Genomic DNA, 12457 nt, shown 5'->3' with positions numbered 1-12457 from the left:
GCTTTCCTTCTGTTCAATTGCGTCATGCCTCTGCCAACAAGGCTTGCAGCCGCGCTGCCATGGCACTGACGGGCAGCACGTCGACGGCGGCATTGAGCGCCACGGCGGCCTTGGGCATGCCGTAGACGGCGCAGCTTTTCTGGTCCTGTGCCAGCGTGTGGTAGCCGTTGTCGCGCAAGGCCTTCAGGCCGGCTGCGCCATCACGGCCCATGCCGGTGAGCAGGACGCCGGTAGCCCGGCCCTCCCAGTGGCGCACGATGCTGTGGAAAAAAGCGTCTACCGAAGGCCGGTAGACATCCGTGGGCGCGCCTTCGGCATAACCCAGGCGGCAGCCCTCCTTGAAAACCAGGTGATGGTTGCTGCCCGCCAGCAAGACGTCGCCGCGCCGAGGCAGGTCGCCTTCCGCGGCCAGCCGCACGCGCAGCACCGACTGTTGCTGCAGCCATTGCGCCATGCCGGGGGCGAAGGCGGCATCGATGTGCTGCACGATCACGATGCTGCCGGGAAACTCGCGCGGCACCTGCTTGAGCAGGGTCGACAGCGCCGAAGGACCGCCCGCTGACGCGCCGATGGCCACCAGCGGCGCCAGCTCGCCGTGGACTACCGGCGACAGCGCGCGCAAGGACGGCCGTACGGGCGCCACCACCTCCTCGGGGCTCAGGCGTCCGAGGTTGTCGATCTTCTCGATCAGGGCAGCCGCGTCGCGCTTGCCGGCCGCCCCGATCAGGGCCGGCGTCTGGGTGGCGTCGAGCGCACCGTGGCCCATGGCTTCGTAGATCTTGGCGGCGCTGGTATCCATGTCGGAGGTCACCACCAGGATAGGGCAAGGGGTTTCCTGCATGATGCGGCGGGTGGCTTCCACGCCATCCATCCTGGGCATGAGCAAATCCATCAGGACCACGTCGGGCAATTGCCAGGCACACATCTGCACTGCCTGCTCGCCGTCGCGGGCGATCCAGATCAGTTCGTGGCGGGCGCTTTCGGCAATCACCCGGCGCAGTACTTCCACCATCATGGGGGTGTCGTTGACGATGCCAATCTTCACGTTGTGGCCTCTCCAATCAAATCCGTGACGGCCTGCAGCAGGCTTTCGTCATGGAAACTGCTCTTGGTGAAATAATGATCGGCACCGGCCGCCAGGCCACGCTGCCGATCTTCTTCGCGGTCCTTGTAGGACACGATCATCACCGGCAGCGACTGCAATTGTGCGGCACCGCGAATCAGGGTGACCAGTTCGATGCCATCCATGCGCGGCATGTCGATATCGGTGATGACCAGATCAAAATGCTCGGCACGCACGGCGTTCCAGCCATCCATGCCATCCACCGCCACCGTGACCTGGTAGCCCCGGTTGGTCAGCAGTTTGCGTTCCAGCTCGCGCACGGTGAGCGAATCGTCCACCACCAGCACCTTCTTGCGCGCGGTCACGGCCGCCGCGCCAGTGCCGTCCTGATCGACCTTCTGCAGGCGCCCGGAAGCGGTCAGCTTTTCCACCGTGCGCAACAGGTCGGCCACGTCCAGGATCAACAGCGGCGCGCCATCTTCCATCAGCGCCCCGGCCAGGATGTCGGGGATCTTGCCCAGCCGCGCATCCAGCGGCTGCACCACCAGCATGCGCTCGCCCAGGAAGGCATCGACGGCCACGCCATAGCTGTGTTCGTCCTGGCCGATGACCACCACGCAGACGTTGCCGTCACGGGCGCGCCACTGGCCGCGCTGCAGCACCTGGTGCGCACTGACCAGGCCGACCTGGCGGCCCTCGCGGCTGAAGTGCTGGTAACCCTCCAGCGTCTGCAAGGCCTCGGCCGGCAAGCGCAGGGTCCGATTCACGTAGGCCAGCGGAAACGCATAAGGTTCACCGGCAATCTCCACCAGCAGGCTGCGGATCACCGAGAGCGTCAACGGCAGCTGCAGCAGGAAGCGGCTGCCCTGCCCCGCACGCGTGGTGATTCGGATCGTGCCGCGCACTTGCTTGAGCATGTCCGCCACCACGTCCAGGCCGACGCCGCGTCCTGAAATCTCGGTGACGGTCTCGCGCAGGCTGAAGCTGGGCAACAGCAGGAAGTCCAGCAGTTCGGCTTCGGACAGGCGCGCGGCGATATCCTCGGTGGACAGTCCGCGCGCCACCACGGTGCGGCGCAGCGCATCCAGGTCGATGCCGGCCCCATCATCGGACACCTCGATCAACAGCATGCCGGCACTGTGGTGCGCCTCCAGCCGCACCACGCCCTGCTCCGGCTTGCCGGCGGCGCGGCGGGTGGCAGCGTCTTCGATACCGTGATCCACCGCATTGCGCAGCAGGTGACCGAGCGGCGCTTCAAGTTTTTCCAGGATGTCGCGGTCGATCTGGGTGGCATTGCCGCTGATCTCCAGCCGCACCGACTTGCCCAGCGTATGGCCGACGTCGCGCACCATGCGGGCAAACCCGGCAGTACCGTCGGCGAAGGGCCGCATCCGGCAGGCCAATGCCTCGTCGTACAGTTGCTGCGAGAGATTGACCGAGCGCCGGTCAAAGGCATCCACCGCAATCAGTTGCTCGCCCAGCAGTTGCTGATTGGTCTGCATCAGGGCCCGCAATTCAGCCAGGGTGGTCTGAGCGAACTCATCGAGCTGGCTGGCCGACATTTTTTGTTGCAGCAGGTCCAGTGCCTGCATCGCCTCGCGCTGCACGCGTTTCATGCGCAACATGCTGGCCGAGAACTGCTTCAAGCGCCGCGACTCCACCAGGGATTCGCCCGTCAGGCTCAGCAGCCGGTCCAGGCTCTCCGGACTGACGCGCACCGCGCGCCCGGCAGAGAACTGCGCAGAGGGATGGACGGGCGCAGTCTCTGCGCCGTGCATGGTTTCCGGCGGCACAGCCGGTGCCGCGGGCAATGGCTGTGCCGCCTGCATTGCCGTCGACGGCGCGGGCCACGGAGCTGCCTCGCCGCCGCTCATCACGGCCGGCAAGGCCTGCAGGAAAGCCTGCACTTCGGCACTGCCGGCATGATCGGCCCAGGCCTCGTCGCCATCGGGTGGCGAGGCAATGCGTCCCAGCAGGTCGGCCCCGCGCAGCAGGACGTCGATGTGTTTTTTCTCCAGATGGAGCTTGCCCTGCTGGGCCAGCACGAAGCAGTCCTCCAGCACGTGGGCCACCTTGACCGCAGTTTCCAGACCGACGATGCGGGCCGCTCCCTTGAGCGAATGGCCGGCGCGCATGCAGGCTTCCAGATGCTCGGCCGCCGTGGGCTGCTGCTCCAGCGCCAGCAGGCTGGTGTTGAGCTGGGCGATCTGGCTTTCCGCCTCGAAGCGGAACAGGTCCAGCATGGACATCTGGCTGAGGTCGGGCGTACTCATGTCATGCTCCGGTTGAGTACGTAGAACAGCAATTCATGATCCAGCAAGCCGATCGGATGGCCGCGCCACTCCACCATGCCGCGCGTGTACTGGATGGCGGACTGGGCCAGCGTGGTCGGCACCGGCATCAGGCCGCCGTGCGGGTAGCGATGCACACCCGCCACCTGTTCCACCGGAAACACCAGAACCTGTCCTTCATGCGAGGCCACCAGCAGATGCGGCGCCGGCGTCCCGGTAGGCAGCTGGAACAGATGCGCCAATGAAACGCAGATGCGCAAGGCGCCACGGATATTCACTATCCCGGCAATGGCCGTATTGCGCTGATGTGGCAGGCTATGCAGCGGCCGTGTCTCGGTCACTTCCTGCACGACGGAAGTGGCGATGGCCAGCCATTCACCGGCGATGCGCACCACCAGGGCCGAGGCCAGGGCACTGTGGTCCTGCTCCTGCTCCTGCTCCTGCACGGCCACGCCGGCGTGCCGCCATTGCTGCGCGACCTCGGCCGAAGCCTCCACCCGATCAAGCTGCTGCAAGGCGGCGCGGGCAAACGTGGGACAGTTCAGGCAGCGGACGTGATGCGCCAGCTCGGGGCAACTGCCATCGCCCTTGATACCGATGCGGTTCCAGCAGTCATCCAGTTCTGCGCGGGACGGTGCCATGGTCGGTTCAGCCATGATGGTTCTCCTCGGCCGGGCTCACGCGTGCGGCACGCTGGCGCATGCGCTCGGCACCGGCCGCATCGCCCCGGGCTTGCAGCAAGGCAGCCAGATGCAGCAAGGCAGCCTGATGCTGAGGTTCCAGGTACAGCACCTTGCGATAGCAGCGCTGGGCCAGTTCGCTTTCACCACCGGCATCGTGGACCAGCGCTTGCAGATAGAATGCCTCGGCACTCGGCCCCTGCTCGCCGATGGCTTGCTCGCACAGGGCCGCGGCCTGGGTGAGCTGTCCCTGGTCGGCCAGCAGGCGGGCCTGCTGCAACAAGGAGGGGGAGGCCGCGCGAAGCACGGTCGGCTTGCCGGGCGCAAACGAGGTCGGCCTTGGTGCCGCTGAAGTCACCGGCACCGCCGTGACTGCCGGCCGCACGGCGCGGGGAAAGCTAAAGGCCGGCAGCGGCACAGCCCGCAGCCGGGCCGGCCGCTCGACGGCCACCCGCTTGCGAAAACCGAAAGCCAGGGCGATACCGGCCGATTCCAGGCGCGGGCTGAGCAGGATGCCCCCTTCAGCCGGACCGACGAAGATCAGGGCGTCGGGTTTCATGAGGCTCTCCAGCAGGGCCACCACCTGGCGCTGCACTTCGCGCTCGAAATAGATCAGCACGTTGCGGCAGAAGATGAAATCGTAAGGCGCGGCCTGGCGCAAGAAATCCGCGGCCAGCAGATTGCCGGGCGCAAAGCGGACCTGCTGGCGAATCGCCTGATGCAGTTGCCAGCCCTGCTCCAGCGGCGCGAAATGGCGCTCCCGGAACCCGAGCTCATGACCACGGAAAGAATTGCGGCCATAGATGCCGGCAGCGGCAATCTCCAGCGAGCGGGTGCGGATATCGTAGGCATCGATGACGAACTGCCCCGGCAGGACACCCTCCTCCAGCAGCGCCATGGCCAGCGAATACGGTTCTTCACCGGTCGAACATGGCAGGCTGAGGATGCGCACCGGCACCTCCGGCTGCAGCGCCAGCCGCTCACGGGCAAGGCGGGCTGCGGCCAGGATGGCTTCGCGGTCGCGGAAGAACCAGGTCTCGGGCACCACTGCCAGTTCGATCAGGGCTTGCAGCTCAGCGGCCGAACCATGCAGACGCGCCAGGTAGCGGCCGTCGTCATCGATCTCCAGCGCCGCCATACGCTCGCGCACCACGCGCTCGATCAGGCTGCTGCCGACGGTGGCCATGTCCATGCCCATGGCCGCCTTGAGCTTGGCGGCGATCAGCGGCAGGGTCTTCATGCCGGCACCTCGGGATAAAGCAAGGCACGGGTGGCCGCATCGAGCAGGTCGCCAACCTGCACGCGCTGCAGCAATCCGCCCTGGTAAGGCATGACCGGTCCCAGGTAAGGCGCCCCCTCGTTGCGAATGGCCGCAGGCACGAACTGGGCCGGGTCGACGCGCAAGGTATCGGTGGCGCGCTCCAGGATCAGGCCCAGCAACACGGGCGCGGCCTGGCCGATCCAGTAATGCACCAGCACCAGGCGCGTACTCACGCGTGCCGGGGCGGGCCGGCCCAGCGCCAGCATGGACAGGTCAATCACCGGCACGTGGCCGCCGCCATACGGCAGCAGCCCGGCCACCCACGCAGGCGCGCCAGGCAGGACCTTGCAGGGCGAGAGCGGCAGCACCATCGCCACCTCGGCGGTGGCCAGGGCATAGCGTTCTTCACCCAGGGAAAAGAGCAGGTACAGGGGCTGCGTCATGGTCAGGAGCGGCGACGGGACCGCAATCAGTCCGTCACCCTGAAGCGCGACACGCCATTGCGCAATTCATTGGAGACCACGTTCAGTTCGTCGATGGCCTGGCTCGATTGCTGCAGGGATTCCACGGTCTGCTGGGCCGCTTCGGACAGCTGCACCAGCGCCTGGTTGATCTGCTCGGCGCTGCTGGCCTGGGCCTGCATGCCTTCGTTGACGATCTGAAAGCGCGGCGCCAGCGCCTGTACCTGGGCGATGATCTGCGAGAGCTGGCTGCCGGCCGTCTGCACATCCTGCATGCCGCGCCGCACCTGGTCGGAGAACTTGTCCATGCCCATCACGCCGGCGGCGACCGCCGACTGGATTTCCTTGACCATCACTTCGATGTCGTAGGTGGCCACGGCAGTCTGGTCGGCCAGGCGGCGAATCTCGGTGGCCACCACCGAGAAACCGCGTCCGTGTTCACCGGCCTTTTCGGCCTCGATGGCCGCGTTCAGCGAGAGCAGGTTGGTCTGGTCCGCCACCTTGGTGATGGTGGTGACGACCTGGTTGATGTTGCCCGCCTTCTCGTTGAGGATGGCCAGCTTGGCGCTGACCGAACCGGCCGCCTCCATCACGTTGTGCATGGTGTCGCCCATGCGGGTCAGGCCGGCCTGGCCGCTGCCGGCCAGGGCCGAGGTCTGTTCGGAGACGACCGACACTTCATTCATGGTGCGCACCAGATCACGCGAGGTGGCGTGGATCTCGCGCGAAGTGGCGCCGATCTCGGTGGTGGTGGCGGCTGTTTCGGCAGCGGTGGCCTGCTGCTGGCGCGCGGTGGCGGCGATCTCGGTGACCGAGGTGGCCACCCGCGCCGAAGACTTCTGCGCCTGCGAGACCAGGCTGGTCAGCTCATCGGTCATGCGGTCAAAACCGTTGCCGAGCATGCCGAACTCATCATTGCGCTCCCACCCAACGCGGCGGGAGAAATCGCCCGAACGCATGATGTCGAGCAGACCCACCAGCTTCTGCAGCGGCTCGTTGATGGCCCGCATGAGGAAGAAACCGCACACCAGCGCCACCAGCAAGGCCGCCATGAGCGCAGTCGTCATGGCGAACTGGGCGGAGGTGACGGCATCGCTGATGCGGCTGGCGGCATCGTCGGCAATGCTCTTGTTGGTATCGACCATGCGCTGGGTGAACTGGTAACCGGCGCGCCACTGCGGACGGATCTGCTCATTGACGATCTTGTCGATGGCCGCACGCTGGCTGAAGTCCATCTTGAGCACCTCGCTGACGATGGCGCGATACTTGTGGCGCGCCTCCTTGAATTGCTCGAAGAGCTTGCGGTCGGTGTCGCTGAAGACGGTCTTGTCGTAATCGTCCTGCAGTCGGTCCAGACGCTCGCCATTGCGGCGTAACAGGATCAGGTCGGCCTGGCGCTCCACATCATTGCTGTCGATCTGGATGATCTGCTGCGTCATCAGCAGGTTTTCGTACCAGGCCGCGTTGATCTGGGTGCTGTAGTAGAGGCCGGGTGTGGAATCCTCGCGCAGGGCCGTGGCGCTCTTCTCGATGCGGCCCAGGTTGACCGCCGAAATGCCGGCCATGAGTGCCATCAGCAGCAGGATGAGCCCGAAGCTCCCGAGGATGCGTTGCTTGATCGTCCAGTTCTTCATGCGCAGGTTCCCCCTTTTTGGAGTGCACGTCCCCGTCCTCGCTCCCGGTTCGGCAGCGCATGAACGAAAGTTCGTATAGTGCTATTTAGAAATACTTCGAGATTATCATTGAAATCTTTCAATATAACCATTATCCCTTGCAATCTCTTTTCGCCTGCGGGAATGGAAAACGGCGCCCGCAGGCGCCGTTCCGGATGAGTTGCAGCAGGTGGATCAAACCGGCATGGGCTTGTTGTCCTGCAGGTCGAGGAAGCCCTTGATGAGACGGTAGGCCTTCCAGATCCAGGCCAGCGAAAAGACCAGAATGGCCAGTGGAATGCCGATCACCGTGGCCCACAGCACGCCACCGGCAAAGAGCCAGAACAGGTACCACCAGAAGGAACGGATCTGCCAGCGATGATGGGTATAGAGGAAGGTATCGCGCACGTCGCCGCGCTTGAGGTAATTGACGATCAGCGGCAGCCACGACAGCATGCCCAGCGAAAACACCAGGCAGGCGGCATGCGCAAGGTAGAGCCACCACACCAGATCACGGCCGGTTTGGGTCTGTGGATCGAATACCAGTTCCTGGTTCATCGCGTCTCCTGAAATGAGGGAAAACCGGCCGCAAGCATCAGGCCAGCAGATTCAAGATGCCGTCCAATCCGACGAAATTCAAGCCCACGCTGGCCTGAGCACGCACCACCGGCTTGGCACGGAAGGCCACCGACAGGCCGGAGATGCCCATCATGCGCAAGTCATTGGCACCATCGCCCATGACGATGGCCTGGGCCGGCCCGGCGCCAATCTCGCGGCAGACACGCTCCACCGTCGCGCGCTTCTCGTCGGCATTGACGATGCCGCCGACCACCTTGCCGGTGAGCTTGCCATCGAGCACTTCCAGCGTATTGGCATGGGTGTAGTCCAGGCCCAGGCGCGCCTTCATGCGGTCGGTGAAGAAGGTAAAACCGCCCGAGACCAGCAGCGTCTTCAGGCCTGCGGCCTGCACGGCTTTCAACATGTTCTCCGCCCCCGGCGACAATTGCAGGCGCTCATCGTAGACGCGCTGCAAGGCACCCGCATCGAGGCCCTTCAACAGCGCCACGCGGCGGGTCAGGCTTTCGTTGAACTCGATCTCGCCACGCATGGCGGCTTCGGTGATTTCGGCCACCTGCGGCTTCAAGCCCTGCATGTCGGCGATCTCATCGATGCATTCGATGGTGATGAGGGTGGAATCCATGTCCATGGCCACCAGGCGAAAATCCGTCAGCTTGCGGCCTTCCTCGATGAAGGCATAGTCCAGTCGTGCCTGCAGGCAGGCGGCGTCAATGCTGGCCTTGAGCGCATCGCCCAGGCTCACCCCGGCCACGCGCCAGGCATCGGCGTTGGGCACGCGGCTGTCACTGATGCGTTCGGCGCGGCCACCGGCCAACTCCGCAATGGTCTCGATGGCCGAAGAAGAAACAGCGTGGTGCTTGGGAGCTTGCAGGATCAGGTTCATGTTGTTCTGTTGATTCGTTGATGCGGTTGGAGTCGGTAATACGCGGCCAGGAAGCGGTTCAGCCGGTGAGTGCCTTCATGGTCGCCTTGACCTGCTGCACGCGGGCATTCAGATCGGGCATGCTGGCCGTGATGCGCAGCTTGTCGGGGCCATTGAGCTTGACCTGGCGGTTCTTCTGCACCAGCTCGATGATGCGCATGGCATCAATCGGCGGATTGGGAACGAACTGCAGCAGCGCAGCCTCCGAATGCGCGTCGATCTTGATGATGCCCAGCGGCTTGGCGGCAATGCGCAGGCGATGCGTTTCGATGAGGGCCTTGGCGGCATCGGGGAGCTTGCCGAAGCGGTCGATCAGCTCTTCCTGCAGGGCGTCGATGGCATCGGGCTTCTCGCAATTGGCCAAGCGCTTGTAGAGCGACAGGCGCTCATGCACATCGCCGCAGAAGTCATTGGGCAGCAGCGCAGGGGCGTGCAGGTTGATCTCGGTGGTGGTCGAGAGCGGCGCGGCGAGGTCGGGTTCGCGGCCATCCTTCAGGGCGCGCACGGCTTCGTTCAACATGTCGGAATACATCTGGAAACCGATCTCGTGGATCTCGCCCGACTGATGATCGCCCAGCACTTCGCCGGCCCCGCGGATTTCGAGGTCGTGCATGGCGAGATAGAAACCGCTGCCCAGTTCCTCCATCTGCTGGATCGCTTCCAGCCGGCGCTGCGCCTGCTTGGACAAGCCCTGCACATCCTGCACCAGCAGGTAGGCATAAGCCTGGTGATGCGAACGGCCGACCCGGCCGCGCAACTGGTGCAGCTGCGCCAGGCCGAACTTGTCGGCGCGATGCATGATGATGGTGTTGGCAGTGGGCACGTCGATGCCGGTCTCGATGATGGTGGTGCAGAGCAGGATGTTGAAGCGCTGCGCCACGAAATCGCGCATCACCTTTTCCAGGTCGCGCTCGTGCATCTGGCCATGCGCCACGCCGATGCGCGCTTCCGGCAACAGCTGCTCCAGGGCGGCCTTGCGGTTGGCGATGGTTTCCACTTCGTTGTGCAGGAAGTAGACCTGGCCGCCGCGTTTCAACTCGCGCAGGCAGGCTTCGCGGATGGTCGATTCCTGCTCGGCGCGCACGAAGGTCTTGATGGCCAGGCGTTTCTGCGGTGCGGTGGCGATCACCGAGAAATCGCGCAGTCCTTCCAGGGCCATGCCCAGGGTGCGCGGGATCGGCGTGGCGGTCAGGGTCAAGACATCCACCTCGGCGCGCAGCGATTTCAGGGCTTCCTTCTGGCGCACGCCAAAACGGTGTTCTTCATCGATGATGACCAGGCCCAGGCGCGAGAACTTCACCTCATCGGAGAGCAGCTTGTGCGTACCGATGACGATATCGATGGTGCCATCGCCCAGGCCCTTGATGGCTTGCGTGACTTCCTTGCCGGTACGGAAACGCGACAACTCGGCAATCTTGACCGGCCAGTTGGCGAAACGGTCGGCGAAAGTGGCCGCGTGCTGTTCGGCCAGCAGCGTGGTCGGCGCCAGGATGGCGACCTGCTTGCCGCCCATCACCGCCACGAAGGCGGCGCGCAAGGCCACTTCGGTCTTGCCGAAGCCGACGTCGCCGCAGATGAGGCGGTCCATGGGCTTGCCGCCGGTCATGTCCTTGATGACGGCATTGATGGCCGCGGCCTGGTCGGCGGTTTCCTCGAAACCGAAGCTGTCGGCGAAAGCTTCATAGTCATGCGCCGAATACTGGAAGGCATGGCCCTGGCGCAGCGCGCGGCGGGCATACAGGTTCAGCAGTTCGGCGGCGGTATCGCGCACCTGCTGGGCGGCCTTGCGCTTGGCCTTTTCCCACTGGCCCGAGCCGAGTGCATGCAGTGGCGCATCTTCGGGCGAGGCACCGGAGTAGCGCGAGATCACATGCAGTTGCGAGACCGGAACGTAGAGCTTGGTTTCCTTGGCGTATTCCAGATGCAGGAATTCGGTCTCGCCCTCCCCCAGGTCCATGCTGACCAGGCCCATGTAGCGGCCGATGCCGTGGCTGCTGTGGACCACCGGGTCGCCGATCTTCAGTTCCGACAGGTCGCGCACCATGTATTCGACGTCGGTGGCGGCCTGCTGCTTGCGGCTGCCGACACGGCGGCCGCTGCCGGCGTACAGTTCGGTCTCGGTGATCAGCGCAAGGCCGCCGGCAGTGACGAAGCCCGCATGCAGCGGGGCCACACCCAGCATCAGCGGCTCATTGCTGGACAGGAAATCGTTCCAGTCATCGCACAGCGCCGGATGCAGGTCGTATTCGGCAAAGTACTGCTGCAGGGTTTCACGCCGGCCATTGCTTTCGGCACAGATCAGCACACGCTCGGCACCCTTCAGGAGGAAGCTGCGCAGGTTCACCAGCGGATCCTCTGCGCGCCGGTTGACGGCGATGTTGGGCAGCGGGGCCGAAATCGCCGAGGGCGCATCATCGCTCTTGAGCACCCAGCGGGCGTGGGGTTTCAGCAGGGTGAAGAAATCTTCATCATCCAGGTAGATGGCGCGCGGCTCCAGCACCGGGCGCTCGCGGTCGGCGTGAAGGAAATTCCATCGGGAGCGGGTATCGCTCCAGAAGCGCTTGATGGCCTGCTCGATGTCGCCGACGGTGGCGAACATGGCATTGGCCGGCAGGTACTGGAACAGCGTAGCCGTCTCTTCGAAGAACAGCGGCAGGTAGTATTCGATACCCGCCGAGGCGATGCCGTTGCCGATGTCCTTGTAGATGGCCGAGCGTGATGGATCACCCTCGAACACTTCGCGCCAGCGGTTGCGGAAGGCCAGGCGCGAAGCCTCGTCCATGGGGAATTCGCGGCCCGGCAACAGGCGCACTTCGGGCACCGGATAGAGCGAGCGCTGGGTATCGGCATCGAAGGTGCGGATGGTCTCGATGGTGTCGCCGAACAGGTCCAGGCGGTACGGCAGTACCGAGCCCATCGGGAAGATGTCGATCAGGCCGCCACGCACCGAGTATTCGCCCGGCGACATCACCTGGCCCACGTGGGTGTAGCCGGCCAGGGTGAGCTGGGACTTGAGCTTGCCTTCGTCGAGCTTTTCGCCCTGCTTGAAGAAGAAGGTATAGGCCGCCAGGAACTGCGGCGGGGCCATGCGCAGCAAGGCGGTAGTAGCCGGTACGATCAGCAGGTCGCATTGGCCGGACTGCACTTCATAGAGCGTGGCCAGGCGTTCGGACACCAGGTCCTGGTGCGGCGAGAAGGCGTCATAAGGCAGCGTTTCCCAGTCCGGCAGCAGGTGGCAGCGCAGGCGCTCGCCCTCCTTGGGCTGGAACCAGGGGATCTCGGCCAGCAGTCGCTGGGCATCGGTAGCACCGGCCACCACCACGGCCAGCATGCGCCCTTCGGCCCTCAGGGCCAGCGCGGCCTGGGCCAGCAGATACGCATCGGCAGAACCGTGCACGGCAGGAGGCTGGAAACGGACACCTGCCTTGGGCAGGCTTTTTTTCGGGTCAAAAGACATCAGGATCGGGAGGATCGGCTTGGTTTGGACTTGATTCGGCCGCAGGCCCGGCGGCGGCGGCCATGCTGGCAGCGCCGCAAAATGCCGGTCG

Annotated in this window: 9 protein-coding genes; all 9 read right to left on the bottom strand. The window is 64.8% G+C overall.

Features of this window, described 5'->3' with window-relative positions; translation table 11 throughout:
* Nucleotides 1-22: 22 nt before the first annotated feature.
* Nucleotides 23-1045: a chemotaxis response regulator protein-glutamate methylesterase gene (locus tag ACVC5H_RS10285; RefSeq protein WP_489622209.1), complete on the bottom strand. Its 1023-nt coding sequence runs from the start codon at nt 1043-1045 to the stop codon at nt 23-25.
* Nucleotides 1042-3336 (bottom strand): hybrid sensor histidine kinase/response regulator, encoded by a 2295-nt coding sequence (locus ACVC5H_RS10280; protein WP_489622208.1) that lies wholly within the window; start codon nt 3334-3336, stop codon nt 1042-1044. Before ACVC5H_RS10280 ends, ACVC5H_RS10285 begins: the two co-directional genes overlap by 4 nt.
* Nucleotides 3333-4010: a chemotaxis protein CheW gene (locus tag ACVC5H_RS10275; RefSeq protein ID WP_489622207.1), complete on the bottom strand. Its 678-nt coding sequence runs from the start codon at nt 4008-4010 to the stop codon at nt 3333-3335. The genes ACVC5H_RS10280 and ACVC5H_RS10275 overlap by 4 nt, the downstream gene beginning before the upstream one ends.
* Nucleotides 4003-5274 (bottom strand): CheR family methyltransferase, encoded by a 1272-nt coding sequence (locus ACVC5H_RS10270; RefSeq protein ID WP_489622206.1) that lies wholly within the window; start codon nt 5272-5274, stop codon nt 4003-4005. Before ACVC5H_RS10270 ends, ACVC5H_RS10275 begins: the two co-directional genes overlap by 8 nt.
* Nucleotides 5271-5738 carry a chemotaxis protein CheW gene (locus ACVC5H_RS10265; RefSeq protein WP_489622205.1) on the bottom strand — a complete coding sequence of 156 codons (468 nt, stop codon included), beginning with the start codon at nt 5736-5738 and terminating at the stop codon, nt 5271-5273. The genes ACVC5H_RS10270 and ACVC5H_RS10265 overlap by 4 nt, the downstream gene beginning before the upstream one ends.
* A gap of 26 nt (nt 5739-5764) precedes the next feature.
* Entirely contained in the window at nt 5765-7390 is a 1626-nt protein-coding gene (locus tag ACVC5H_RS10260; RefSeq protein ID WP_489622204.1) for a methyl-accepting chemotaxis protein, read from the bottom strand.
* A gap of 213 nt (nt 7391-7603) precedes the next feature.
* Nucleotides 7604-7966, bottom strand: coding sequence for a hypothetical protein (locus tag ACVC5H_RS10255; protein WP_145603708.1), 363 nt, complete (start codon nt 7964-7966; stop codon nt 7604-7606).
* A gap of 37 nt (nt 7967-8003) precedes the next feature.
* On the bottom strand, nt 8004-8870 hold the full coding sequence (gene serB, locus ACVC5H_RS10250; RefSeq protein WP_489622203.1) for a phosphoserine phosphatase SerB: 867 nt from the start codon (nt 8868-8870) through the stop codon (nt 8004-8006).
* Nucleotides 8871-8928: 58 nt separating this feature from the next.
* The gene (mfd, locus tag ACVC5H_RS10245) at nt 8929-12366 is read right to left on the bottom strand and encodes a transcription-repair coupling factor (RefSeq protein WP_489622202.1); all 3438 of its coding nucleotides are present in this window, start codon (nt 12364-12366) and stop codon (nt 8929-8931) included.
* Nucleotides 12367-12457: the final 91 nt, after the last annotated feature.

The organism is Herbaspirillum sp. Her3, assembly GCF_057961275.1.
This window is presented reverse-complemented; position numbering and strand designations above follow the sequence as displayed.